The sequence below is a fragment of the Pantoea sp. SGAir0183 genome, assembly GCF_043545505.1.
In genome coordinates this window covers 18,353-43,336 of the sequence record NZ_CP028057.1, presented here as the reverse complement: position 1 = coordinate 43,336, position 24,984 = coordinate 18,353, and the positions used below count along the sequence as shown (strand labels likewise).

Annotated in this window: 22 protein-coding genes and 3 pseudogenes; 14 read left to right on the top strand and 11 right to left on the bottom strand. The window is 49.5% G+C overall.

Annotated features, from left to right (window positions below; all coding sequences use genetic code 11):
• From C1N59_RS20795 to C1N59_RS20770, 6 genes are all read left to right on the top strand, one after another.
• Complete coding sequence (locus C1N59_RS20795; RefSeq protein ID WP_394551201.1) at positions 1-441, top strand: response regulator; 441 nt, start codon at positions 1-3, stop codon at positions 439-441.
• 1 nt (position 442) lies between these two features.
• On the top strand, positions 443-1,603 hold the full coding sequence (locus tag C1N59_RS20790) for a phosphorylase family protein (protein WP_394551199.1): 1,161 nt from the start codon (positions 443-445) through the stop codon (positions 1,601-1,603).
• Between the two features lie 390 nt (positions 1,604-1,993).
• Positions 1,994-2,608 (top strand): Shedu anti-phage system protein SduA domain-containing protein, encoded by a 615-nt coding sequence (locus C1N59_RS20785; RefSeq protein WP_394551197.1) that lies wholly within the window; start codon positions 1,994-1,996, stop codon positions 2,606-2,608.
• A 455-nt stretch (positions 2,609-3,063) separates the two neighbouring features.
• Positions 3,064-4,101, top strand: a complete 1,038-nt coding sequence (locus C1N59_RS20780) for a tyrosine-type recombinase/integrase (RefSeq protein WP_394551195.1) — start codon at positions 3,064-3,066, stop codon at positions 4,099-4,101.
• Between the two features lie 586 nt (positions 4,102-4,687).
• On the top strand, positions 4,688-4,957 hold the full coding sequence (locus tag C1N59_RS20775; protein ID WP_104933866.1) for a hypothetical protein: 270 nt from the start codon (positions 4,688-4,690) through the stop codon (positions 4,955-4,957).
• A 14-nt stretch (positions 4,958-4,971) separates the two neighbouring features.
• Entirely contained in the window at positions 4,972-5,310 is a 339-nt protein-coding gene (locus C1N59_RS20770; protein ID WP_394551193.1) for a type II toxin-antitoxin system RelE/ParE family toxin, read from the top strand.
• A 139-nt stretch (positions 5,311-5,449) separates the two neighbouring features.
• Here C1N59_RS20770 and C1N59_RS20765 read toward each other — a convergent pair whose 3' ends face one another.
• The gene (locus tag C1N59_RS20765) at positions 5,450-5,857 is read right to left on the bottom strand and encodes a hypothetical protein (protein ID WP_394551191.1); all 408 of its coding nucleotides are present in this window, start codon (positions 5,855-5,857) and stop codon (positions 5,450-5,452) included.
• A gap of 300 nt (positions 5,858-6,157) precedes the next feature.
• Between C1N59_RS20765 and C1N59_RS20760 the strand changes: the two are divergent.
• Positions 6,158-6,259: pseudogene (locus C1N59_RS20760) on the top strand (transposase); the annotation flags it as partial.
• 22 nt (positions 6,260-6,281) lie between these two features.
• On the opposite strand, the gene C1N59_RS20755 reads toward C1N59_RS20760, so the two are convergent.
• Positions 6,282-6,485 (bottom strand): hypothetical protein, encoded by a 204-nt coding sequence (locus tag C1N59_RS20755; RefSeq protein ID WP_394551306.1) that lies wholly within the window; start codon positions 6,483-6,485, stop codon positions 6,282-6,284.
• A 368-nt stretch (positions 6,486-6,853) separates the two neighbouring features.
• Between C1N59_RS20755 and C1N59_RS20750 the strand changes: the two genes are divergently transcribed.
• Complete coding sequence (locus C1N59_RS20750; protein ID WP_394551189.1) at positions 6,854-7,036, top strand: hypothetical protein; 183 nt, start codon at positions 6,854-6,856, stop codon at positions 7,034-7,036.
• A gap of 200 nt (positions 7,037-7,236) precedes the next feature.
• Entirely contained in the window at positions 7,237-7,677 is a 441-nt protein-coding gene (locus C1N59_RS20745) for a cell envelope integrity TolA C-terminal domain-containing protein (protein WP_394551187.1), read from the top strand.
• Positions 7,678-7,947: 270 nt separating this feature from the next.
• Here C1N59_RS20745 and C1N59_RS20740 read toward each other — a convergent pair whose 3' ends face one another.
• From C1N59_RS20740 to C1N59_RS20720, 5 genes and pseudogenes are all read right to left on the bottom strand, one after another.
• A complete protein-coding gene (locus C1N59_RS20740; RefSeq protein ID WP_394551185.1) occupies positions 7,948-8,469 on the bottom strand; it encodes an SMI1/KNR4 family protein in 522 nt (173 codons plus the stop codon).
• A 19-nt stretch (positions 8,470-8,488) separates the two neighbouring features.
• The gene (locus C1N59_RS20735; protein WP_394551183.1) at positions 8,489-12,688 is read right to left on the bottom strand and encodes an RHS repeat-associated core domain-containing protein; all 4,200 of its coding nucleotides are present in this window, start codon (positions 12,686-12,688) and stop codon (positions 8,489-8,491) included.
• Between the two features lie 17 nt (positions 12,689-12,705).
• Positions 12,706-13,143 carry a DcrB-related protein gene (locus C1N59_RS20730; protein ID WP_394551181.1) on the bottom strand — a complete coding sequence of 146 codons (438 nt, stop codon included), beginning with the start codon at positions 13,141-13,143 and terminating at the stop codon, positions 12,706-12,708.
• Between the two features lie 110 nt (positions 13,144-13,253).
• A pseudogene (locus tag C1N59_RS20725) lies at positions 13,254-13,444 on the bottom strand (IS5/IS1182 family transposase); the annotation flags it as partial.
• 12 nt (positions 13,445-13,456) lie between these two features.
• A pseudogene (locus C1N59_RS20720) lies at positions 13,457-13,631 on the bottom strand (transposase); the annotation flags it as partial.
• Positions 13,632-14,478: 847 nt separating this feature from the next.
• On the opposite strand from C1N59_RS20720, the gene C1N59_RS20715 reads away from it, so the two are divergent.
• Both C1N59_RS20715 and C1N59_RS20710 read left to right on the top strand, forming a co-directional pair.
• Positions 14,479-15,795: a hypothetical protein gene (locus C1N59_RS20715; protein WP_394551179.1), complete on the top strand. Its 1,317-nt coding sequence runs from the start codon at positions 14,479-14,481 to the stop codon at positions 15,793-15,795.
• A gap of 60 nt (positions 15,796-15,855) precedes the next feature.
• Positions 15,856-17,202 carry a hypothetical protein gene (locus C1N59_RS20710; RefSeq protein WP_394551177.1) on the top strand — a complete coding sequence of 449 codons (1,347 nt, stop codon included), beginning with the start codon at positions 15,856-15,858 and terminating at the stop codon, positions 17,200-17,202.
• A 234-nt stretch (positions 17,203-17,436) separates the two neighbouring features.
• Here C1N59_RS20710 and C1N59_RS20705 read toward each other — a convergent pair whose 3' ends face one another.
• Positions 17,437-17,679 carry a hypothetical protein gene (locus C1N59_RS20705; RefSeq protein WP_164482846.1) on the bottom strand — a complete coding sequence of 81 codons (243 nt, stop codon included), beginning with the start codon at positions 17,677-17,679 and terminating at the stop codon, positions 17,437-17,439.
• A gap of 289 nt (positions 17,680-17,968) precedes the next feature.
• Between C1N59_RS20705 and C1N59_RS20700 the strand changes: the two genes are divergently transcribed.
• Positions 17,969-18,187 carry a hypothetical protein gene (locus C1N59_RS20700; RefSeq protein WP_394551174.1) on the top strand — a complete coding sequence of 73 codons (219 nt, stop codon included), beginning with the start codon at positions 17,969-17,971 and terminating at the stop codon, positions 18,185-18,187.
• Positions 18,188-18,215: 28 nt separating this feature from the next.
• Here C1N59_RS20700 and C1N59_RS20695 read toward each other — a convergent pair whose 3' ends face one another.
• Positions 18,216-19,178 carry a Gfo/Idh/MocA family protein gene (locus C1N59_RS20695; protein WP_394551172.1) on the bottom strand — a complete coding sequence of 321 codons (963 nt, stop codon included), beginning with the start codon at positions 19,176-19,178 and terminating at the stop codon, positions 18,216-18,218.
• 19 nt (positions 19,179-19,197) lie between these two features.
• The gene (locus C1N59_RS20690) at positions 19,198-20,220 is read right to left on the bottom strand and encodes a Gfo/Idh/MocA family protein (RefSeq protein WP_394551170.1); all 1,023 of its coding nucleotides are present in this window, start codon (positions 20,218-20,220) and stop codon (positions 19,198-19,200) included.
• A gap of 70 nt (positions 20,221-20,290) precedes the next feature.
• Between C1N59_RS20690 and C1N59_RS20685 the strand changes: the two genes are divergently transcribed.
• Positions 20,291-22,024 (top strand): SgrR family transcriptional regulator, encoded by a 1,734-nt coding sequence (locus C1N59_RS20685; protein WP_394551168.1) that lies wholly within the window; start codon positions 20,291-20,293, stop codon positions 22,022-22,024.
• Positions 22,025-22,253: 229 nt separating this feature from the next.
• Here C1N59_RS20685 and C1N59_RS20680 read toward each other — a convergent pair whose 3' ends face one another.
• On the bottom strand, positions 22,254-23,171 hold the full coding sequence (locus C1N59_RS20680) for a LysR family transcriptional regulator (RefSeq protein ID WP_394551304.1): 918 nt from the start codon (positions 23,169-23,171) through the stop codon (positions 22,254-22,256).
• A 131-nt stretch (positions 23,172-23,302) separates the two neighbouring features.
• Here C1N59_RS20680 and C1N59_RS20675 point away from each other — a divergent pair, with 131 nt between their 5' ends.
• A complete protein-coding gene (locus C1N59_RS20675) occupies positions 23,303-24,700 on the top strand; it encodes an amidohydrolase family protein (RefSeq protein WP_394551166.1) in 1,398 nt (465 codons plus the stop codon).
• The last annotated feature ends 284 nt before the right edge of the window (positions 24,701-24,984 follow it).

Sequence of the window (24,984 nt, the reverse complement as noted above, 5' to 3'; positions counted from 1 at the left end):
ATGAAAATTCTTTTAATTGAAGATGATGGATTTAAATCTGAAAGTATTGTTAAATTCCTTATCGACTTGTATCCCTTTGCTGAATTAGATGTTTGCGAAAGCCTTTCTGAAGGAATAGATTATGTTAACCACTCTATGTATAACTATGTACTTGTTGATATGGCTATTCCTAGTCACCCTATCGAACCGGGAGGTGGCTCGCCTTTATCTTTATTAACTGGCGGACTTGACATTATACTTGAATTAAAATTTATGAACCGGAAAGATTCTTGCATAATAATCACTCAATATCCAGATCTTGAACTATGTGGTCAATTTTTCTCTCTAGAAGAGGCTGTTGAACAAATTGATATTCAATTAGGGTGTAAAGTTTTAGCTTGCATAGAATATAATGAAGGGTCTCAAAATTGGCAGAAAGAACTACAAATGGCGCTAAAATGAAATGAACATATTAATTCTTGAAGACATCCCATCAAAATTAAAAGAAATTAAAACATGCATCGAAAGCACACTTAAGGATGCTCAAATTGTTGAGGTTATTGATTGGGAGAGCTATCTTAGGGTTGTTAACTCTAGAAAGTTTGATCTTATCATATCTGATTTAGTTGTTCCACGGGCTAAGGGAGAAAAAGATACAATTGATATAACTAGGATGCTTGTCGATGACTCAATGGATCCTAAAAGCCCGAATCTTTATACAACTGTCATCGCCCTAACACAGTATAGTAATATTGACATATTTGAAAATTTAAACTCTAAAAAGATCATTGTACTATCCTATACTGAAACTTCCGGCTGGAAAGCAGCTTTGACTGATCTTATAATCCAAAACACTCCAGCTCCTAATTATGATTTTGTAATCATTTGTGCTTTAACAAAGGAGTCTGATGGCTTCAAACATGCCGGGTATGACGTTGGAAACCCAGAGCTTATTCATGGTTTAGACTGCCAGACACTTACAATCAATGGTAAAAAAGGCCTTATTGTCACTTGTCCCAGGATGGGATTGGTTACTGCTTCTATTATTTCAACAAAAGTTTTAGAACATTTTAAACCTAGCTTAATCTGTATGTCTGGCATATGTGCCGGGATTGAAAAGAAGATTAATATTTATGATGTTGTCATTCCAGAAATATGCCATCAGCACGATTTCGGTAAATGGGGTATAAAAGGATTTGAACCTGAACCCTATAGTGTTCAGCTTAAGAATAGTACGAGAGCAAAAATCAGGCAATTAATTAGCTCAGCTTCATTTTCACAAGCATTAATGGCTGGATTAGACCCAACTCGCTCGGAGATTCCTGAAAGCATTGACCGCATTTCTCCTATGTCTCTTTTAGCTCCAGCTTCTAGTGGTAGTGCCGTCATTGCTGACGAAAATATGAATGAGATAGTAAAAAAACAGCATAGAAAAATGACAGCGTTTGAAATGGAGTCTTTTTCGGTATATGAATCGGCAAGACTTGCTGAGTTCGAAGTGGATTTCTTTTCTGCAAAATGCGTTGTCGATGATGGAGGTGAACTTAAAAGTGACGACTTTCATCGTCTTGCTTGCATTATTTCAGCAAAAGCTGTTTACGAAATAATCAAGCATTGCTTTTAATAATTTCACGGCATACTTTATGTATGCCATGTAAATGACATTCCTAAAATTATATTTAGCATTTAGAAATTATGCTAATTTCAATACTTTTGATTAGTTTTGTATCAGCTTTCTATAAGCTATTGTGGTGTTCAATTTTTCAGCATTTATTGCAAACAAAATGATGCGAGGCTCGGCATCAGTTGAAGGGTAGCATACCAACTTTACTAACTGGACTTTGTATCTAATAGAAGGGTAAAGTCAAGACGGCAGAGCCTCAGCTGAGTAAATTTTTTAAATAATGACAGATAGCAGAATATGATTTATAGATATTAACTTTAATCTTCTTATGTCTGTTGAAAGACTGCAAAAAATCAAAAAAATTTATACATATTAAACAAGGAGTTAATCTTGAACAATTTGAATAAACTAATCGAAACTAACCCTGAAGAAAGTATTGTGCAAGATTTTTTAGAAAGATACCCAGCTTCGATCATAGGGTCTAAATATGCACTATCTAATGCATTAATCGCGAAACTACCATTAGGCGTTGATTTCGTGACAGATTTTGCATGGGTAAATCCTCGTTCTGGTCCTACGTATGTGTACCTTATAGAGATAGAAAAACCTTCTAAATTAATATTTAATCAAGATGATTCATTTACACAAGCCTTCAATCATGCCTACGGACAAGTGGAAGACTGGCTGGGCTGGACTTCGAGAAATCAAAATACTCTTCGGGATATTTTGGCGCCCTTAAGGCCTGATTTTCTTTTGCCGCCTTTTTTTGCCACAAGAGGTGTTTTAATTTACGGAAGAGAATCAGAACTAAATGATAATAACAGAAGAAAGGAGCGTTGGTCTCAAAAAGGCTTATCAAATCCATTTATAGAGGTACGAACCTATGACGGATGGGCTCGTGAAATGGATAATCATATTCCTCCTCGGGATGGTGATGTAAGTTATTTATCCACTATGCACTATTCCAACCGTAGTTATCATAAGAAAGAGTTTCCTGACGAATAATTATGATTACATATGTAGTGGTCGACTAAATGGGCTTTATCAATCCGGGTAACCCGACGCCGAATGCCTTTGTCAAACGGTTTAACCGGACGTACTCGACAGAAATACTGGTTTTTTACCTGTTAAGAACCCTGAAACCCAGTACGGGAAAATAGACATCACTTAATCACCTTCAGTTAAGTTTCTACCTTATATAAGTAAGGTAGCTTCAGTGTACCCATGCCTGAACCGAAAATATAATTGTCCAAAGCCATAACTTCATATAATGGGACTTATATGAAGCTGGGATCTTTTTGAGGATCGATGTATTATTGAGTCCTGAACTGAGGTCGTGAAGGGCATGCCCCTCAGACTCAGGTGGGCAGATTAACAGGCATCGCTACGCGAAATCTGCAGGGCTTACCCCCTCATTTTTTCTCAGAATTCACGTAGCGCTGTCTCTGGCAGGGACAAGAATGGACAATTCCAGACCACAGTGGCCCGTATCCGACATGCAACTGCCAGCCCGGGCTGACATAGTGGCCCAGCTCCAGGCGTTTGTTCAGGACCGTGAGGCATTTTCTGACAATACATGGCGGCAGCTGCTCAGCGTAATGCGGATCTGCTCCGCCTGGGCGAATGAGCATGGCCGTACTTTTCTGCCTATGTCACCTGGCTGCCTGCGCGACTACCTTTTCTGGCTGCAGGCAAAAGGACGTGCATCTTCAACAATCGGTACGCACCAGGCTCTTATCAGTATGTTACACCGTAACGCAGGCCTGACTCCGCCCAGTGCTTCACCCGTCGCTTTTCGTGCGATGAAAAAAATTAACCGGACCGCTGTATTGTCTGGTGAGCGCACAGGTCAGGCCGTCCCGTTTCGCCTGTCTGATCTTCTTACTCTGGATTCAGTGTGGTCCGGTTCAGCACGTCTTCAGCAACTCCGCGACCTCGCTTTTCTACATGTGGCTTACGCAACGCTGTTACGCGTCAGCGAGCTGGGGCGACTTCGTGTCCGTGACATTTCGCGCGCAGCAGACGGCAGAGTCGTGCTGGATGTCGGCTGGACAAAAACAATTGTGATGACCGGGGGGCTTATCAAGGGACTGGGTACTCTTTCTTCACAACGGCTGAGTGAATGGCTTTATGCATCGGGCCTTATCCATGAGCCTGATGCTTTTATCTTTTCTCCTGTTCACCGTGCCAACCGTGCGCAGATTAACACCGACAGGCCGCTTTCAACCCGCGCTCTGGAAGATATTTTTGCCCGCGCCTGGCATGAGGGGGGGCCTGGAAGAGATGTTAAGCCCAACAAAAATCGTTACCGGGGGTGGTCAGGACACAGTACGCGTGTAGGAGCGGCTATCGATATGGCTACAAAAAAATACAGTACCGCACAGATCATGCAGGAAGGAACCTGGAAAAAGGCTGAAACGGTTATGCGCTACATCCGGCACGTGGATGCTCATGCCGGTGCGATGGTTGACTTTATGGATGCGCATACGGGCAGGTGAAAGGCTGAAACGGAAAATTTTTCCCTGTGACAGTTTACCCTCAAGCTTTTTTTCGCTTATTCTTTATGTCGCCACATAGCATCCACCTGAGTTGATATCAAAAAATCCCCGCGATCGCGACGCAGTCAGTAGGGCTGCCTTGCTCCTGGTGCCCCTGTTTTTAGGCAAAATCGGAGAGGAGGTGGGTAATGTTCCGGTAATGAGCGCTCTGATTATCTCCCCCAGTCATGCTTATCGCAGATTAAATTTCCCGTAAGCTCAGTGCCGTTACCTGCCACAAATCCGAAGCTGATAAAATCTGATGTGAACTTTCATAACCTGCCTAATCTTCTTACCTGCGTTGTTATTACTCCATTCGTGCAATCCGCATACATCTTTATGGCTTTGCAGGCGTTCCACATGGCATCACCCAGGGCTTAATCAAAAGCCGTGGATAAATATGTACACAATTGTTCTACTCAGATTATACTCTCAGTTGCCCACTTCAAGCAGTGGTACACCGTGTCGTTCAGCCGAGCAATTCTTTGAGGCTTTTTAAAATTTTAAGGGCACATTTTGTCCTGCTAATCGTGTGCGAGGTCCCTCTATGTCACAAACCATGTCCCAGAAACTTGCCCGAGACAGTCTCGGCAATGCAGGAACGTTCGAAGGCGGCGTATACGTTACCAAAAATGGTGTTGCTGAACTGTTCATCCAGACCGCAGCTGAAAGACAGGCTGAATTAAAAGAGCTGGAGCAGGAAAGAAACATTAACGCGCTTTTTAAGCTTGCCATGCAGGCGAAAAAAGAAATTACTGACGGCAAGGGCATGACTCCTGAAGATGTGCTGGGGAGATTACGTGCGGCCAGAAACTGAATATGAGGTGTTAAGTGTCGCAGAAGTATCAGGTCTTAATCTCGCCTCTGGCAGAGCAGTGCCTTAAAGACATTGAGTCTTATAAAAGTGGGACAGTAGGGGCGCAACAGGCGGCCACCATGGTGGATAATTTGCTGATGGAATCCGTAACAAAAATCGTTCAGGACCCGGAAAGATACCGCTATAGCGTTTACCTGTCTGACAGGGGACTGATGTTGCGGGAAAGACTGGATGTGGATGGCGAGTACCGCGTACTTTATGATTTTGACGGCAGCGCAATTCACATACTGCTTGTCATCAGTATGAAGCAGGATTTTGGCAAGATGCTTTACCGATATAACATTCTGAAGTGACACTCAATGCCCGGACTTTAGGGCTAGCTTTTCCAGCCTGTATTGCTTAAGCTCGCGGAGCACCTTCAAAGTCTAGACGAGTAGGGCACCGTTATTCGGATCAGCCAGTACAAAACCCCTCTGCTTAAGAAATAAATTATTAATGCAGATTTTTTTTATAATTATTTATAATACTTAATGGGTCTGACACTTCATAGCAATAACCAAACAACAAATTTTTTTTAATCTCTTCTGAGAGTTGAAAGTTTTTGATAGTATTGATATTTTCTGAAATTTCACTTGTGAATCTTTTAAAAGCTATAAGGTTTGTATAATACATCATGAAAAATTCAAGATCCTTGCTGTCTAGGTTAATAAAGTTACCTATGTACGCTTTATAAAAATCATAACGAAGATCTTTGCTTCGTTGAAGTATAAACTTTATTTGCTCATTATTAATATCTAAGTTGGAATTACATCGTTCTCCTTTGTAAAGATATAGATTGCTTCCCTCAATGCTATATGGTGCCATAGCAATTAAGTTTCTTTGTGCTTCGATTACTATCATTTTAATAATATTATTTTTTTCCTAACAGAGTTTACGTAAGAATTAATAAGATTATAGGAGCTGCTTACAGCGAAAATGATTAAGGAGCTAATCAATGAAAATATTATAGCTGTGCTTTCATTTTTTTTACAGCCCATCTTTTTTTTATTTATGTACATACCACCTCCAAAAAATTTTCTTTTATTATCGGCATGATATTAATATTCATTAATCTTTTTATGGGATTGCGTGACCTGCTCCCCGTTGATTAAAACATCGCGATGTCAGTAATGTCTTTATAATCCACATGAGTACATCTCCATGAAGAAGCGTTTTTCCGACGAACAGATCATCAGTATCCAACGCGAGGCCGAAGCCAGGGTTTCTGCCCGTGAGCTCTGCCGTAAGCACGCCATTCGTGACCCTTGGCAGAACTGGTGTTGGCTCAGATGCACGTGATGTTGAGCTCGTTCATCGCACGCCCGAACTGCGTCTGGCCGTCACCGCCAACCGCATTTTTGTTGTTAATGCGAAACACGCTGGCCTTGTCGCTGTAAAATGCGACGGGTTTACCATGAACATCAATGTACTCGCGCGTTGCCGTCATATAATCGAACGCAGACTCTGAGTCACAGAAGCGCAGGTGCATAAGGTGACCGGTCGCATCGTCAACGTACACGAGAAGGCAGCACTTCGGCGCGCGGTCCTCAAACTAGGCATAGTGAGAGCCGTCCAGCTGAACCAGTTCGCCGAGGCAGTCGCGCCTGTGTCTCGGCTGATAGATGTGTACCTGTCTTCGTGAGTGAGGCCGCCATAGTCCGTCTGAAATCATCCAGTTGAGGACAGTCTCAACGGAAACCGGAATGCCGTGTCGTTCCAGAAGCTTCTCGGTGGCCAGCGTTGGACCAAAATCGGCGTAGTGTTGCCGGATCAGATGCAGAGCGGCGCAGCGTAAATCGTCAGGAATGCGGTTGTTGCCGGGACGCCCGCGACGTTCTGATACACCGATGCCGCGCCGTGTTCACGATAACGCCGCAGAACGAGCTGAATCTGACGGACGGTGAGTTAGAGAAGGCGCGCAGCTTCACGCTGCAGCAGAGTGTGGTCGTGAACGCGCTGAATGATGCCAAGCCGGTAGAGATCTTTATCTGTCATGGTCACCAACATAAAGTCTGCATCCTGAGCCTGAGGAGATCCTAAGATTAGTTCAGAGGCGACGTCTGTGAGTTGCTGCGTACGACATTAGCGCTTTGGTGTAATAATTAAAGTGCGTATAACATAGATTATGTTAAGTCGACCTGTTTTCCTGAAAATATCTGATGAGACCGCCGCCGTTATTCCTGGCTGTAAGTTATTGACCAGCTGTGATATAACTGGCAAAACATTACTCTGGTATTAAAATGAAAAAATCAGTTGGCGTTTTTCTCGTCATAGCGTTGACCGGTTGTGCAATGACACAATCAGACCACAGCCAAACAAACTACAAACCGTTACCAGCCTCGGCGCCCGCATCGGAGAGAATCGCGCAGATTAAACAGAAGTGTGAATCCGAGAACCATTTTGAGGGCGATAAGCAAGAAGTTAATATGTGGCTGTGTGAGTATACCAACGCCGTTTTGTCTCAGTTTTATGACGTCAATTCCTACGCCGGTAAGTATTGCAATGTACGAATTAAGCAACCCGAAGGGCAGATGCCTGTTTTAATAAAATCTGAGGGTGGCGATCCTGAACTCTGTTCAGCGGTTATCGGTGTTATCAAAGAAACGATCAAGGCTGGCATATTCCCCAAAATGCCAAAAGTTCTCGGCGGCGAGGTAGCGTCGAGATTCGAGCCGAATTGATTTAAACCAGAAAAGACAACCCGCTACGGCGGGTTTTTTATGTCTGAAAATTGAGGTGAACCGATGGAACAAAGTAAACCAAACAGCGGCAGCGGCCGCCCACGTAAAACCAAAATCCTGTTCACCAAGCATGGAGCCTTTGAACTCCCCTTGGCTTAATTTACCCAGACAGACCGTTTACGCCTTTCCTGCCTCACCTCTTCTTATAGTCCATCTCTTACACTGCCAGCATCCCTTTAGCACAGGAACGACGGTGCTGGCAAAGAGCGGTTATAAGCCCGTAGAAACGCTCATTCCTTTCTGGATTGTCAGCCCCGACAATATGTCAAAGAACTGCTGGAAAGTGCTGGCAAGCAAGTACAGGTGCTGGGAATCCTCATCACCTGCGATGTCATAATCCTGTTTTGCATCATCGACGTGCAGGCATGACCGGTCCCAGTAATAAACCCCGGATTGCTCACCCTCCGTAATCAGAACATAACCGTTATCACCCGGATCAATACCGATAATGACAGCATTCTCGACGAAAGAAAGCTCATCAAGGAGCTCATCATTCATAACGGAAATATCATAATTTTCGTTGCTGACATCGTGACCGAATAAAGCATCAAACGATACGTAACCGTTATCAACCTTATCAAAAGGTAAGTCACAGTAGTCGGGTGACTCGACTCTCAGTCCGTTATATTTCGCCAGAAAATCCCTGTAATCATCAGGAAAAGTAACCGCAAAGTTTTTGGCAAGCATATCGATATCTGACTGACCAAGCCCTGCACCCGTTAAAATAGCCACCCGCGCCTCCTAAGCTCTGTTAACAGTTAGCTTTGATATGAGACACACCACCCCTGTGTGTGAACCGGCGGTGTATTTTCTTTGGAACTTCCTGCATTGTGACGCCATTTTCATGATGATGCCAGGTATTCACGTCATAATTCGCCATGCCTTTGCTTGCCTGAGCATCCGCTTTGCCAAAGTCACCCCCCGGAGACTTGCTGTGGTCGCCCTTCAAATCCGGAACGTCCACGCTCTGTCTTTCGTAAGGGGTAAAGTCCGGGTAACCGTCAGGGTAACGGACGACGTTCCCTTCCCAGTCCTGATAAACCCACGCCCTGCCGTCTGTTTCCTGCCAGACCGTGCCACCTTTATCCAGCCATTTAGACATATCTGGTGAGTTCAGCGGTTTTCCGGTAAGACCCAGGGGGTCTATCCAGCTCTGCGGATTCGGGGCATACTGATAAAGATTCAATCCTCCCTTCAGCCCTATCGGATCCTGTACAGTAAACCGGCCGGTCTGTGGGTCGTAGTAGCGGAACAGGTTGTAGTGCAGGCCTGTTTCCCTGTCAGAGTACTGACCCGCGTAGCGCACTGGCTGGTGTGACAGCGTTGCGCTTTTCACCTGACGCAAAAACCCTTCCGTCTGGTAATTAACCTCACCGAAGCTGCCGTAATGTCCGCTCCAACGCAAATCCCCGCGTTCGTCAGTCATCTCCAGTGGTGCACCGTTAATGTCGGTGCTGAACCAGTATATCTGGCCATATCCCTCATACTGATGGTGGTCTACACGGGCCAGCGGACTCCAGGTTTCAACGGGATCGTAAATGTAGGTACTGCACTGGCCGCTTTCATCAATCTCCTGAAGCAGACGGTATCCCTGCCACAGGAAACGGAGAGTCGTGGTTCCGTGGCTGGTCGTAACCGTTTTACGGGTTCGCCTGCCCAGCGAATCGTAGTGATAGTTCGCCTCAAAGCGCCCTTCGGGCCCGAGTCCCCGCGCAGATATCAGCCGGTTTTCTGCATCATAAACGAAATGCTGCTCATAAAGACCTGAGCGGCGGCTGACCAGGTTGCCCCAGTAATCGTATTTCATGAACAGATTCTGCCAGTGCTCCAGGCGGTTGCTGGTCACCGGCAGGGCACTTTCCTCTTCAGTGAGATTGTCTGCGGCGTCGTAGCTGAAATGTGTACTACTGTGCCCCTGACGCGACTCGTAGTGCTTCTGCAGACGGCCCTCGGCATCATGGCCGTAATGAACCTCCCCTCTCAGCGTGTCGCTGACCCCGGCAAGGTCGCCACGCGCGGTATAACGGTACTGTCGCGTCAGGATAGCCTGCTCAGGCAGGGTGATGCCCGTTATCAGTTCGCTGCGCTGCAGCGTGCGCCTGCCAAGGCTGTCGTACTGCCGGACCTGTTCACGGACTCCCTGCGTCCGCGCCGTTTCGCGGTGCAGCCGGTCGCGGGTAAACTCCGAAACCAGTTGCTGGCCGAAACGGACGGCACTCACATGGCCAGAGCCGTAGTGCAGCCATGACAGGCGCTGCTCACCGGGAAGAGTCAGTGCCGTCAGATTATTCAGGTCATCCCATTCGAAGCCGATCGTACCGTTAACGCCTGATTCACTCAGTACGCGTCCGGCAGCATTGTGCGTGAACGCAATTTCATCCCTTTCAATGCCGAGCGCAGTACCTTCATCGGTAGGAATGCGCATTGCGCGGCTGAGCTGGCCATTAACGTCACGTAAATAACGGTACTCCGCATGACGGTGAGCGCGCCCGGTCAGCAGGCCGCTGGCGTCATAACTGTAACTCTGCAGTCGCCGCGCGATGCCTCCGTCTGCAGCCGGTCTTCCGTTTTCCTCGACCGCGGCAAGAAATCCCCGCGCATCCCATTCCATTCGCAAGACGGTTTCGTCAGGTCGTGTTTCAGTAAGCGGGCGCCCCACGGCGTCGTAGGTGAACCGGTATTCCCCACCGTTGACATTATCCAGTCTCAGCAGGTCACCGCGGGGGCTCCATTGCCAGCGGCGGGTACGGCCGATCCGGTCAGTCAGGCTGACCGGAAGACCCAGCGCGTTGTACTGCCAGCGCGTCTCGCTTTCAAGCGGGTCCCGCCAGGCTGACAACTGCCCGTGTTCGTTCCAGCGCAGCGACTCCTGAGTGCCGTCGGGGTGGATGACCGCAGTCAGCTGCCCGCACGCATTCCATTCACGGCGCGTGATGTGGCCTTCTGCATCTTCACTGCTGATGAGTTGCCCGAAACGGTCATAGCTGAAACGGGTGATGCTTCCGGAGCAGTCCGTCCGCTCTGTCAGAAGCCCCTGGCGGTTCCATTTCAGACGGACCACGCCGCCGGCTGCATCGGTAATGGCCGCGGGCAGCGTTTCCTCATCGTCCGGATACGCATACGTCGTGGTGCTTCCGGCGACATCCGTTTCGGATAACAGCCGGTTTTTCAGGTCGTAAATGCCCTGAGACGACGTCTGATCAGGATAGACAATGCGGGCTATTCTGTCTGTCAGGCGATACCAGTGGTATCCGGTCCGCCGGCCGGCCGGATCGGTCTGCTCTTCAAGCCGGCCATACCTGTCCCATTTACTGCGGCGGATAGCGCCTCCGGGCAGTATGACGTCACAGAGCTCGCCATAACGGTAAACGAAAGCCGTCTGGCGCCCGTCATAGTCCGTAAAGGATGCAACGTTATCATCGTCATCAATCAGCCAGCAGGCTTCTGCGCCGTCGTCCCGGACCGCGCGGCGCCTGCCGTTCTCAAAATCGTACTCCAGTGTCAGCTGCTCGCCACCGCTGTGGCGAAACGCCACAACCCTCGGCAGGCCGTTAATTTCCCGCCAGCGATATTCACTGAGAAGGCCGTTGCGGTCTTCATGGGCGATCATGAGACCGTCCTGCCAGCGGAAGCGGCGGCGCACGTTGCCGCCCCGCCCTGTTACCGCGCTTAACTGGTTTTCTTCGTCGTAAGCGTAACTGACCAGGCAGATCTCATCATCCAGCCAGGCGCCGGCCAGACGGCTACCGTCATAGCGGCAGACAATACGCTGCCCCGCGCTGTCGGTCAGGGAATGAAGCGTATGGTTATCGTTCCATTCAAACAGAATGTCGTTGCCACAGGGTTCACTTATCCGCTCTAACAGTGACGGTCCGTTGTCGTTCAGCCCGGCATAGCACCAGCGTTCACCGCTGAGGCCATACACTGACCAGGTGTCATCGTCGTGGTGTTCCAGCCAGCGTTTTTCTTCCCCGCAGAACGTCCGGAAGCCTTTCGGTATCAGGGGAAAGGAAACACAGTCTCCGGTGGGCGCGCGCCAGACCAGCCCGTCTTCATAACGCTGAAGACTGGACTCCCAGAACAGACTCCAGCCGCGGCCCAGCACACTGTCTGAGGGGTTACCGCTGCGCCAGTAGCGCTGCCAGCGAACGGGTAAACGGGACGGCAGTGTAAAGTCGAGCTCGTCCTCACCATTCAGGAATTTCTGCCCACTGATGATGTCTACCGGCCGGGCGATAATTCCGGCTGCTGTGGAAGCAACCAGGGCCTGTTCTGCCCGGCAAAGCGCCTTCTCAAACTTCAGAAGACGCGGGAGCTTACTGAAAAGTTTCGCCAGGGCCCCGGCTTTGCCGGCAATGCCGCCTGCACCGCCAACGAACCCGGCGAAAAACAGGGTGAGGTCTGAGACTTTATACAGCCATTCCGGTACCTCAGGCTGAATCGGGAGTGTCTGTTCAGTTTCTCCACCGATAATCACGTTATCCGCGCCCGTCATGACACTGGCATCACAGGTGGTGTGGTCGCCGGTTCGTGCTGCAGGCAGGCCGTTGATATAGACTCGGGATGAGCCTTCAGCCATTTGCTGTGAGCCGTCGTCAGAACACATCACCATGCTGCCGGTAGCCAGGGCGGCAGGTCTGCCATTGATAAAGACGTTGGCCGAGCCGGTCGTGATGGTGCCTTTCTTTGTCATGCTGGCCGCACCGTCTTCAGCAAACTTATCGCGGGCGGCGGTGGCAAGTTCCCCGGTAAGGTACCCGACTGCGAGGCTGGCGCCAATCAGCAGGACACCCACGCCAAGGGTTGCGGCGCCCAGACCTGCCAGAAAAAGGGCACCTGCTGCAATCCCCCCTGCAGCAGCAATCAGCCCCCCGACAATCGTTCCGGCAATCATGCCGGCCAGAGCACCTGAGTGGCCAATGTCATCACCGACGCGGGCAGCCTCAAACATAACAATATTCCTTATCGTTAATTATGAAAACGGAAACTCCTGAGCAGTTCGCTGAAGAGGTTGTTGTCGCTGTCGTTCAGCTCCTCTGACGAGGACATCGTGAAGACCAGGATGTGGGAATCCCGGGTATTAAAGACGGCCTGCTGCTGCCAGACAGATTTACCCTCCCGTCTGTAACTGGCGTTCACCTGTTCACCCTGCAAAAGGTCCTCTCCGAGCATCACGGAGCTGCGCCCGCTCTGATTCCACCCTGAGAGGTGTTTTTGCATCAATGCGAGCTGGCGGTCGACGTAACCAGGAAGGGTTTCACCGGTGTCCATGGTGTCGCGCGAAATATTAAAGGCGGGCGTGCCGGCTGACGGGCGCATGAATACATTGACGGTACGGTCCTGATATCCGTCAGGCAGGCTGACAACGCCTTCCGCAAACAGGCTGAGCGAAGATTTTTCTGACATTAAGAGGGTCCACCACATTTTCAGAAGCGGCAAGTTTCTCACATGACACAGTCAGTGACTACCGCTTCAAATCTCAAACGTTGGCTATTACACAGCCATCGGCAGCTCTAGCGTAGCCGGCCACCCTTGCCAAGGATGCGAACCTGAGAAGTGCTTTGGCATTCGAAACATCGCTGACCTGACCCGGAGACAATAAAAAGCCCATGGGGTCGCCATTGGCGTCGCAAACCATGTGCATCTTGTTGGTCAGAACACCTCTGCTGCGTCCGAGCGCATGATCTACCTGCTCTCCTTGCCCCCCTTCAGGCGCCAGAGGTACCGAACCGCTCTGGCAGGTCACGCCAGAAGGCACCTGAGCACAGGAACCAGAAGATGCTATTGGGCATCAGTCGTTTATCACTGCGTAGTTGCACTCTCTTCTACTCGGTCTAAAGAATATCTGCGATTAGCTCCCATTGTTTATCCGGAAGCTCGTAACGCTTCACAATACGTCCATCCAGCCTGTCATTGCGACAATTTTACTCACTCTGATTTTTCGTACAAAGCCTAATAGGATGTGTCTGGACCTCCTTTTTTTCATATAAAAGTTATCTTAATAGAGCGCTTATTCGCGGTAAGGATTTCTCCGCAGCGAGCCCTAAGGATCTCGAAATCTTAACCGATAATTATTAGTGGCGCTTAAGGGAGCACAAAGGATAAGCTATGGAAACATCTTTTGAACTGGATAAAATATTAAATTCAAAAAGGCACATGTTGGGCACTATTCGGGTCACCGGGTTCGCGGTTCAGAGGTTACTAATATGTCCTGATTCCGATTACATTGACCGATGTAAGTATCATAATTGCCGCGCTGAAGATCCTCCGCGAGTATTATGCTACATGCTACGCCTTACCCAACTATAGCAGAGCCGTAAGCTATTGCGCCTACGGCTAAAATCTAGAGCTATTCTAATCTACGTGGCAATGTAGATAGGAACTGAAGAACACCGATTTTGTGCGAAATTGCATGTGTCGCACGATCCCCAAGAGTTATCAAATAAATACATATTTCTTATCTATTCGTCTTAATTTCGATACAGTAAGCCAAAGCGGCTTTTTCACAATTGGAGTGAAAGCGATGCTAGAGAAACTGATGCGGCTTTTGCCGAGTAAAGATGTAATGCGAGAGCTTCTTGCAAGTGGTTCCAGTCCGGAAAAATACGCGGAAACTGTTTCGAGATACATGCACTTAAAGCCAGTGGTGATGCAAACCCCCACCTAGAGATCATCGATAAAGCGTTATTCGGTAGCGGGCTGTACTCGGGAAGTTCTCAGGATCTGTATTTCCGGGAGCAAATGAATAAGGATCCGATTGTTTTTGGTTCCGTGCTTAATTCTCAGATTACTGACCCCGTCACCGCATATGCTGAGCATTTCAAAGGTCTTAGTCCCGACGAACAGCAACGGGTATTTTACTTTCAGGGCGGCGTCACCACGGACGCTAATGGCGAGACGAACGGCCATAACCTGATGACCATAACCTACTTCCATAAAACTGAGCAGCTCAGCAATATGTTCGCTGGCCCGAACGGACTCCGGTTTATCATGAACTCGAACCCGGGTCCACGAGGTGAAGTGCCGGACGAGTTTCTCGATTCTCGGTTGATTGTAGATAGGGATATTGAAGGTGGGCCGGGTGACGATCCACTGGTTAAATTTGCTCATCTTATTCCAGGGCTATGCCGGACCAACGTGAAGGCTAATGTGCCGATCCGCAAGTACTTCATCCTTGGGCACAATTCCATCGTTGAAAATTTCGGACACGTCGGTTCAGGTGGTTTCATGGATGGAAAGGAGCCCCTAAAACCCCAGACTTGGCAGGTAATGTTGGCCGCTACGACGGGGGCGCACGTGCTTAGAGGCGTTGTACCTTGGATGCAAAGGGACGTCCCCGGCCACCCGGAGCTTGGGGCGTTCGTCACGATGCATAAGGGAGAGCATCCGATGGCGGGCGGGGATCTCATGAACTCCGTCATCGGGCCCATTCTTTTTAACCAGATGTTTACGACCGGCGTGACTCTTATTAATAACTTTGAAACGTTTTCGAAGCAATTCGGCGAACAGGCGTACCTTCTAACCCACGGTCTAGATGTGAGTCGTGAGCTAAATAAACGACTGCCGTGGTTCCGGCTGGTCAATCAGTCTGTGCTTGGGTGGTCAGAGATGTTCGGTCGCATACCTGCGATTGCGCAGTTGTACGGCTATCAAGATTTTCAAGTGACCGCAGAAGAACTGACACGAATGCAGATGTCCCAAGAGGCATTGGAGCAGGCGGTGAAACTGAAGCAGGAACAGATAATGCACGAGCATGGAACGGCCGAACACAAAGACTATGCATCGATCCAAGATCAGATTACAGCTGTAGACGAGGGGCGAAAGATTGACTGGGATGCTGGTCAGGATCACGGTTTAGATCCGAAGGGCATCATAGATGGGCCGCATGCCGATCCAATTCTCTTTAGGCCCACGGACCCAGGTAGAGACCCGAATGGAGTGCATCAGCCGGACCACAGTAAAGGGCTCGATCCCCATTTACCCTCCGAGCCCGGTCGGACGGAGCCACATCCTATCGGACCGGTGTTGCATGACCCGGTAAAGCCTGGACGCCGATAATTGGATAATGTCATCAGGAATCCAGGACCTAAAATTGAATATGGCGGACGTCGTTAGCATATGAGCGAAAAAATAGCGTTAAAAGAGAGTTCGGAACTATCCTTTCCTTCGAGCCTATTGAATGACGCTGCTCGAGCCTCGCAACGGCCGTCAGATCTATTAGTCGGTTTGCACGAGCCTATTGCAATCGAAGATCTCAAGCTGGCTGTCTTTAAAACAGTTACTAGAGATATTGCTCTTCTCGCATACTATCTGGGCTTTAAAAGCGTCAGAGGACCTTCCGATGACGACCTTTCTTACTTCCAAATAGGCATAGAACCATCTTGGCTACCATCCTGGTTAAGTTCGCCGCCCAGCAAATATCTGAACGAGGGTGAGCCAATGGATTTATCTAAGGCCTCGGAGGGGGGCTGGTACTTGGAGTACAGAGATCGGCCGGATGATGTGGGGCTGAATTACACTTATGTCGAAACGGGCAGCAAATCTTCAAGAGGTCCTTATGAGGTGACGGGCCCGGGCTTTACACCATTTAACTCATCGGAGGAAGATGATCCACGCTGGCACGAAAGAACAGCGATTACGTTCGATAACGTATCGTTCAGTGCCAATAGTGATCTAAAACGTGAGGTCGTGTCGACGGATCCAGTCACCGAGGTTATCTCTAGTTACAAAATAGATGCAGGTAAGCAAGGACAAGCAGGGCGAACAACACTTTCTCTCGAATATACGCTACAGACTTCGTCGGAAGCCACTTTGTCACGGAACTGGGATAAGACCGTACATTGGGATTTGCGGTTCTCCGAAACTGGTAACATTGGGCCTTCAGGGGCTATGTTTGCAGCTGTGTCACTGAGTTTTGACCAGTCGAAAGGAGAAAGTATGCGGGAAGGTGGTTCAGATACGCAATCGCATACGGTATCTGATGGCATTCGGCAAACAATTACCCAAGACTTTGCAACTGAGCCACACACCGTTACTACTTATGAGGCAAGAGCAACCAGATCAAATAACACCATAATGTTCCAGGGCGACATCAGTATGGATTTTTCGGTGAGAATTTTCGGATCCCTCCGAAACGATCTTTGCCAGCGCTTCAAAGGCGATGGAAATTTCCATAGGGTTCACAGCGGGCACTGGATTCGCAAAGATGAACGTATAGAACTGGTGCTTGGAGACAAGGAAAGATCATGGCGTGACGCGTTGAGATTCAATTACAAGAACAATACAGGCGATTTCGACTTCCAAGCGTGTGCCGAGCAACACCCCGAATTTAAGGCGCTTGTAGAGCGGATTTGCAGTGATTCCTATACAGCAATGCTGAGGTTTCCTTTTGACGGTGTGATCGGGTATGCCTCACGACGGGACGTTACGCTGGCGGTCGCATCTGTTGAGCCAGTGTTCGAGTGACAACTATGAGTCCTATGAACAGGCGTCTTGGCACCGCACTACATCCTTAGCACAAGCTGCCACTAAGTAACTTGCCGTAACTCCCATGCTGAATGCATATCACTACCAAGCCCGCTCAGTGCGGGCTATTAGTTGCAAGTATTTCTAAAAATTCGCATTTACTTCGACAACCTTTACTTACCTCAAAAGGTCGTACTTCCAGCCCTTAAAAGAACAATTGATATGGGGTCTGTGCTATGTGGATTGTTCTTGCTTCACTGGCGGGAGAGATATCCTCGCCTCCGAAATCAGTTTTTCCACTGCTTCCAGAGGGATATTCTCTTCGTAGCAGGTCAAAAAGAATTCGTGTGTAACATCCGAATAGAAAACTTCAGCAATTTGCCGTAAAGGAGATGTCTCGCTGACAGATAATTCCAGAAACATGCCATCACGTAATATGTCGCTTCCAAGACTCAGTTCAAATTTAATTTGAGACATATTATACGAATTCCTTCTTTTCAATGACGCAAAACATTTTGCGTTAGTGATATCAATAACAATTTGGTCAGGATACAGCGGAATAATATTCCGATCACGTTAATCTCAACTACAAAGCCATTCTATGAGTAATCCTGAAATCGTCATAACACGCCAACGTCCGCTCCTGGCACAAAGCTGACTGAGATGCATGTTCGCTTTGAGCGAAGAGCGGACATGTTCACTGAAAGCTATCGGAAGCCTTTTAACGAACTCATCCTTATGCCCGGTTGTTACTGGAAAGATAGCTATGCCTGGACCGCCTGACTGTGAAAGCCCGGCGGTGCGTGCAGGACAATTTTTAATTGACTACATGATTCGGGATAAGCTGTTATGGTCAAAAAATGCAGTAAATAAGGCGGTCAGACATGCCGTATCAGCAGCATGCATGCTGCCCGCCGGTAATCTTTATATCCCTATCGAGGCAGCTTTCTGGCAGCCAGCTCCAATTTTTGCGTTACAAAAATGACATCGGAACTGAGTGCATATTTGACCTTTTATTGAAATTTATCTGACCACTCTTGATGTATTGATTCCAGCATTGATACCGTCTTTATTGTCATGGCAGGGCTCATCACAGGGCTGACAAGCGCGTGTTTTGTAAGGCAGTCATGAATATGCTGGACTTCATAGACAAGCTCGTAATCGCAGGGGAAATGCAGCTCCTCTGTTTCACCGCTGGCATAATGCACGGTTGCCCGTCTGGCTTTCCAGTAGTCTGCTATTTCAATATAACCTTGCTCTGCATAGATGAATGCCTTGTTAATGGCATTAACCTGCTGGGAAATTTTGCTGATGATGAGGACGCCGGCCTTAGTGGTCAGATTAATCACACACTGTGCGTCTGTGCCTGACGGTGAACGAATGGCAGTACCCGCACGGTACTGCGGCATTTCATCAAACAGGTAGGTGAGCATCTGAACGGTATAGCTGGCGTTTCCATACAGGCTGCCCCCACCGGCCTCAGGCACACCGAGCCAGTTGTTATAGGTTGCCTCGCAGGAGCTGGTCATGTCTACCAGACGCACCTGACCAAGACGGCCGCTCTGCAGGATGTTCTTTATCGCGTCCATCACGGGAAGGAACACCACCTTCTGGGCCTCCATGATGAAAAGTCCACGTTCAGCGGCCAGCTCAAAGAGGTGCTCCGCTTCCTGACTTTTCAGCACGAAAGGTTTTTCGCAAATAACATGCTTGCCGTGTTCGAGCGCCATCAGGCAGTTAGCATAATGTTCACTGTTAATGGTGGCGATATAAACGATATTCACGTCTTTATCGTCCATGAGCTCCTGATAAGAACCACAAGCGCGTTCAATGCCGAGCTGATCGGCTTTCTCTCTCGCTTTATCCGCTGAGCGGGAGGCAATTGCCAGGACAGTGCCGTCACCACTGGCGCGAACCGCGCTGACGAAACGCGGGACAATCGAAGCCGTACTCAGAATGCCGTAATTCTTTTTCATCAGATGCCTGTCTCCTGGTTTACTGTCGTTTAATTTTCACTGGCTGATTGAGTTCAAGGCTGCGGTGCACAGCATCCGAGATAATTTCCGCTTGCAGACCATCCTGCGCGGTGGCGATGAACGGCTTGTTGTGGATCAGGCAGTCCACGAAATCATTAATAGGTTCGATTCCGAAACCATAAGGGCGCCCGTTATTGTCAATGATGAAATAGGGGTTTGGCGTGATGCCCTTGCTCGAGGTGAAAAATTCTACGCCGCGATTCTGCGAATCCGCGCGCAGCAGCGCGTGTTCCGTCAGGATTTGGGTACGTCCGTCGTTCGCCTTAGGAAAACCCGACGGCAGAATCCAGGCATTTTCAACCGTCCAGTGACAGCCGTTTTCAAAGGTGAGAAATGCCTGAATGGTGTCCCACGTATCAATCCCACGACCGCTTAATACGCCTTTCGACCCTCTGGCGTAAACTTCCGTTACCTCGCACTCCATGTACCAGCGAATGAGGTCATAACAGTGTGTGCCCAGGAAATGACCAGGTGATGAGTGGTGAGCCCAGTCAAACCATTTTGTGGGAACATCAATGACGTCATCCATGCTCATATAGCCGCGGATGGGATGCCCGGTTTCCTGTTTGTGGAGCTCATTTTTGAGATGGATGGCTGCCGGATCCCACCGCTTATGGTAATCCACGGCAACCCGCACACCGTTTTGCTCAGCCGCATGAATAATAGTTTCTGAATCACCCGGTACGGTCGCCAGCGGCTTTTCAACAAGCACGTGTTTCCCGTGAAGAATAGCCTTCATTACCGGGTCAAGGTGGTATGCATCAGGCGTTGCAACCGAGACCGCATCAATCTCAACGCTGAGAAACATGGTTTCAACATCGGTAAACGTCTGTACCGGATAGCGGGCTGCTACCGCGTCCAGCCTGTCGGTCCGGTAGTCGCAGACGGCTACCAGGTCCACGTTCGGGTTAGCTGAGTATGCCAGGAGATGATTCGAACCATAAATGCCGACGCCGATAACGGCCACGCGAAGCTTTGACATGCTGTTCCTCAATTGGGCAGGTTAACTGTGGGACTGGCCGCAGTATCTGCTTGCGGAGGGGACGAAATACATGAACAATTTAAAAAAGACTGTTCAGGTTTTTAAAATGCGAATTCTTCATCGTTTAAAGCAGTATGAAAAATTATATGCACGCCTCCTTGAACAGCCCTGCTATGTCAATGCTGACACGTTGGCCTCGCTGTTCAGCTGCAGCGACAGGCATGTGCGGACGCTTATTAGTCACTTCCGCGAAAGAGGCTGGATCATCTGGAAACCTTCACCCGGGCGCGGCAATAAATCTCGCTTACAATGTCTTGTGGCTCCGGGGGAAATAAAAAAAGAGATTATCCGTGACATGCTTGAAACCGGTATGTCATTCGCGGCGCTGCGGCTTGCATTTCCCGAGGAAGAGCAGCTTCATGCATTGCTCGCACCCCATGCTGGCGGTCTGTGGCAGGCCAGTAAGCCAGTTCTCCGCATCCCTTTTTACCGGGCGCTCTCAACGATGCAGCCGCTCAGGGTCTCGGGACGCACGGAAGAGCATTTTTGCCGGAATATTCATGCCGGACTCACACGATTTGAAACTGGTGATGACTGTCCCCGACCGGATATGGCCCATCATTGGACTCATTCCCATCAGGGACGTCAGTGGGATTTCATGTTGCACGCCGGGTTGTACTGGCATGACGGCAGTGCGGTGACAACAGAACAAATCCTCACTCAACTTCAGAAACTCCGTGAACATCCCGTCAGCGCATTTCACTTCCGGAATGTCACCTCCATAACGTCACCATGTGCTTTTTGTATCAGCTTCGGACTGGCCGACGCTGATTTCTGGCTGCCTTACCGGCTGGCGACATTACAGTGTCTGCTGACACATCCGGATAACGCTGATGTGGGTGCCGGCCCCTTCAGGGTGGAATTTTTTAACCAGCGGTTTATCCGGCTTGAGAAGCACCAGTTTTACCATCTTCGTCACCCTTACATAGAACAGATTGAATGCTGGGCCGATTTACAGGTGCAGGATCCGGCATCAGATATGCAGGCGCAGGTATCTCACGTAATGGTAGGTAAGCCCAGACAGCAGCTGCCTGACAGGCCGGTCGATAAACAAAACAGCGCGGGATGCTGTTACATGGCTATTAACCTTAAAAGAAAGTGGCTGACAAAAGAGCAGGCTCAGTGGCTTAAAGGGTATGTTCACCGCTCCGGAATCATTTCACGGCTGCAGGTTGAGGATGATCTAATAACGGAAACCAGCGCGCTACTTCCCGGCTGGCCCGATTTCATGAACCCCGAGCGTGAGGCCTCACTTCCGTCGCGTCTGAAGCTGCTCTACAGAAAACAGCCTGAACTGACTCTGATGGCAGAGCAGCTGGCGGAAGAACTCCGCTCTTACGGGTGTGAGCTACTGATTAACGAAGTTGGTCAGAGTACGGGACAGGTGCAACTGGAAAGCGCCGACATCCTTCTGGGTGACTGCCTGATAGGCGATGCGGCGGAAGCGACGCTCGAAATGTGGCTACACAGGGATCCGTGCTGGCAGGCCTTTCTTACACCACGTGACCTGGCTTGCGCGCAGGCCAGGCTGTGTGATGCTCGGGCAGAGCCGGAGCCAGAGGCGCGCAATGCCATCATCCGGCAGCTCTTCTCGTGGCTGATGCAGAGATCTTATCTGACACCGTTGTTCAACTACCGCTACCAACTAAGCTCGGTCAGTCAGGTTAACAATTTACGCATGACGGCTTACGGCTGGTTTGACTTCAGTGAGGCATGGATTTCCCCTGACAGTAACTGCTCCTGAATGGATAGCGACTTGATGAGTCGCCACAAGATAGTTAGCAGAATTCATTACGCTACTATGCGTGGCCTCAAATCGGTCAGCCTGTCAGGCAGGCGTGTCGGTTTGTTCAACGTTTGTTTTCCTTTCGCCGCCGCTCTGGGCTCTACTCACCGGCCAACACAAGAAGTAGTTAGCAACGTCCGCTTCTGGCACAAAGCGGACGAGCTGACACTGCTACCGGAGCATTCTTTTACCGTGAAGGCCCATTCCCCCTCACACCATCGCTGAACAGCCCGGCGACAAAGTCAGCAAAAGCGCGCACGGCAGGAGAGAGGAAACGCTGATGTGGGTAAAGTATGTTCACCGGCACGGACGGTAGCTGCCAGTCCGCAAGAACCTCAACCAGCGTCCCCTGTTGCAGCTTCTCCGAAACGATATTCTCAGCAAGCTGCGCCAGCCCAAAACCCTCAAGACACAGCCTCATATAGAGTCCCGTTTCGTTAACGGCTGCATTTCCCGCTACCGGCACAGAGAGCGTTTCCTTGCCTCGTTTAAAATGCAGTTCATCAGTGCGTCTTCCTGACCCCGGAAAGTAATGGATAGCCCGATGCTGCGACAATGCTTCTGGCGTCTCAGGGATACCGTACTCTTCCAGGTAATCCGGAGAAGCGCACGTTACCCAGCGAAAACGGCCAAGCGGACGGGCAACCAGCGTGGAGTCAGTTAATTCCCCGGTCCGGATGACGCAATCCACGCCTTCCTTAACAAGATCGACCTGACGGTCGCTGACGCCAATCATGAGATAAATATCCGGATACAGCCGGCAAAAATCTTTCAGGTTGGGCATGAGGATAAAATGGGCAATTCCTCCGGGCATATCAACCCGCAGACGCCCCTGAGGGCGCCTGACAGAGTCGGTCAGGCTGGATTCACTGTGTTCAATCAGCGAAAGGATCTCCCGGCACTGCGCCAGATACTGCAGGCCTTCAGGAGTAAGGCTGACCCGTCTTGTTGTCCGGTTAAACAGGCGCACCTGCAGATATTTTTCCAGATTTTTAATCGTGCTGGTGACAGTAGATGAAGGCAGTGACAGTGTTTCTGCCGCGCGCACAAAACTCCCAGCTTCAGCGACCCGCGTGAAAACCTGCATAGCCTGAATTCTGTCCATCATCCTGTTCCGGGATAAAAAGTTAACCTGATTATTCGCGAATTATGAATTATGAAAACGCTTTAAGCATCTTTTTCATGGTAATGACATGTCGTAGTGTTTCCGTAATAATCACGAAAGAGGCATATTTAATGACCGGTTACAGCAGGAATATTATTAATAATCAGAATGTCACTTCACAGGCTACGTTGATTTGTGGCGCTATGGTGCTGAGCATGGATGAAGCCGTCGGTAACATTGAGCGCGGTGATATTCTCATCAACGGCTCAACGATTACCGCTGTAGGTCAGAACCTCGACGCGCCGGATGCACATGTCATTGATGCCACCAACATGATAGCCATCCCGGGAATGGTCGATTCTCATCGTCACGCATGGGAAGGACAGCTTCGCCGTATTAACCCGAACGCTACCTGCCTGGAAGACTACAGTAACGCCACGCACTTCTCGTTCGCCAAATATTACCGTCCTGCCGATATCTATGTCGGCAACCTGCTGACGGCGATTGGCGCTATTGACGCGGGCATCACCACGATGATTGATAACTCACATAACAGCCGGACCGCAGCGCATTCCGATGCCGCCGTTGAAGCACTGCTTGATAGCGGCATTCGCGCCATTCATGCTTCCGGCGCGCCGGTTGCGGGCGAATGGGATAAAGCGCACTGGCCGGGAAACTGGCTTCGTCTGCAGGAAAAGTACTTCACCAGCAATCCTGAAAGCCTGGTCTCTCTCGCAGTCATGGCCCAGCTGGAGCCGGAGTTGTGGGCCGAAGCCCGCAGGCTGGGGCTGTCTATTGTCACTGAGTTCTTCGGCGCTGAGATGGGGTCTGAACTTGAGTCGCTGCATCAGCGGGGGCTGCTGGGCCCTGACAACATATTCAATCACTGCACCGCGCTGTCTGACCGGGGATGGGAAATTCTGCGGGAAGCCGGCGTTCGGGTAAACGTCTGCCCGCGCTCGGATTCCCACTATGGCATTGAAAGCGGAATGTTTGCCATTGAGGCTGCACGGCGTCATGGCATCAACCCGGGCCTGAGCGTTGATAATGAAACGTCCTACAGCACCGACATGTTTATGGAGATGCGTGTGGCGTTTTACCTGCAGCGCGTGATGGGCATGCATCAGCAGCAATGCTGTGATTCTGAACATGCACTTAAAACGCTTCCGGCGGCGCAGCTGCTTAAGTCGGCAACCGTCGATGGTGCTGCCTGCGCCGGAATGCAGGATAAAGTGGGCAGCCTGACGCCAGGCAAGCAGGCTGACCTGGTGCTGATTAATGCCAGCGACCTCAATCTCTATCCGAACGGAAATGCTTTCGGGACCGTGGTGCATGCTGCTGAACGCAGCAACATAGATACCGTCATGATTGGCGGGCGCATCGTCAAGCGAAACGGCAAGGTTTTAGGTGTGGACAGCAAGCGCCTTCGCACGGCGGTTGATAAATCACGCGAACACCTTTTTGCAGCTGCAGGCTATGAGCCAGACATCTTTTCTGAGAAATTCCTGCCGCTGGTGAATGCTGACTGAAAGAGTCAAACAGCAAGATTGCGGTTTCAGGCAACGTCTGCTTTGAGCGAAGAACGGACGTTTGAGGTTGTTCTTAAGCCCTTCTAAGGTAATCTGATATCTGTTCGTAAAACTCAGGTTAATGCTGTTTTAGCAAGTAATGTGGTCCGGGTCCGTATGATGATTTTATTGGCGGAATTATGTATTAATCGACGACAAGTAATTCAGAGGCTTAAGACAATATCTGCTTCGCCAGACGCAATGAATCTGAAATATTACTGTAAAAGGGATTTAAGTAGACTCTG

Coding starts and splice junctions, on each gene's coding strand:
- C1N59_RS20795 (WP_394551201.1), top strand. CDS start 1: ATGAAAATTCTTTTAATTGAAGATGATGGATTTAAATCTGAAAGTATT.
- C1N59_RS20790 (WP_394551199.1), top strand. CDS start 443: ATGAACATATTAATTCTTGAAGACATCCCATCAAAATTAAAAGAAATT.
- C1N59_RS20780 (WP_394551195.1), top strand. CDS start 3,064: ATGGACAATTCCAGACCACAGTGGCCCGTATCCGACATGCAACTGCCA.
- C1N59_RS20775 (WP_104933866.1), top strand. CDS start 4,688: ATGTCACAAACCATGTCCCAGAAACTTGCCCGAGACAGTCTCGGCAAT.
- C1N59_RS20765 (WP_394551191.1), bottom strand. CDS start 5,857: ATGATAGTAATCGAAGCACAAAGAAACTTAATTGCTATGGCACCATAT.
- C1N59_RS20755 (WP_394551306.1), bottom strand. CDS start 6,485: ATGCACCTGCGCTTCTGTGACTCAGAGTCTGCGTTCGATTATATGACG.
- C1N59_RS20745 (WP_394551187.1), top strand. CDS start 7,237: ATGAAAAAATCAGTTGGCGTTTTTCTCGTCATAGCGTTGACCGGTTGT.
- C1N59_RS20735 (WP_394551183.1), bottom strand. CDS start 12,688: ATGTTTGAGGCTGCCCGCGTCGGTGATGACATTGGCCACTCAGGTGCT.
- C1N59_RS20730 (WP_394551181.1), bottom strand. CDS start 13,143: ATGTCAGAAAAATCTTCGCTCAGCCTGTTTGCGGAAGGCGTTGTCAGC.
- C1N59_RS20715 (WP_394551179.1), top strand. CDS start 14,479: ATGAATAAGGATCCGATTGTTTTTGGTTCCGTGCTTAATTCTCAGATT.
- C1N59_RS20710 (WP_394551177.1), top strand. CDS start 15,856: ATGAGCGAAAAAATAGCGTTAAAAGAGAGTTCGGAACTATCCTTTCCT.
- C1N59_RS20705 (WP_164482846.1), bottom strand. CDS start 17,679: ATGTCTCAAATTAAATTTGAACTGAGTCTTGGAAGCGACATATTACGT.
- C1N59_RS20700 (WP_394551174.1), top strand. CDS start 17,969: ATGCCTGGACCGCCTGACTGTGAAAGCCCGGCGGTGCGTGCAGGACAA.
- C1N59_RS20695 (WP_394551172.1), bottom strand. CDS start 19,178: ATGAAAAAGAATTACGGCATTCTGAGTACGGCTTCGATTGTCCCGCGT.
- C1N59_RS20690 (WP_394551170.1), bottom strand. CDS start 20,220: ATGTCAAAGCTTCGCGTGGCCGTTATCGGCGTCGGCATTTATGGTTCG.
- C1N59_RS20685 (WP_394551168.1), top strand. CDS start 20,291: ATGAACAATTTAAAAAAGACTGTTCAGGTTTTTAAAATGCGAATTCTT.
- C1N59_RS20680 (WP_394551304.1), bottom strand. CDS start 23,171: ATGGACAGAATTCAGGCTATGCAGGTTTTCACGCGGGTCGCTGAAGCT.
- C1N59_RS20675 (WP_394551166.1), top strand. CDS start 23,303: ATGACCGGTTACAGCAGGAATATTATTAATAATCAGAATGTCACTTCA.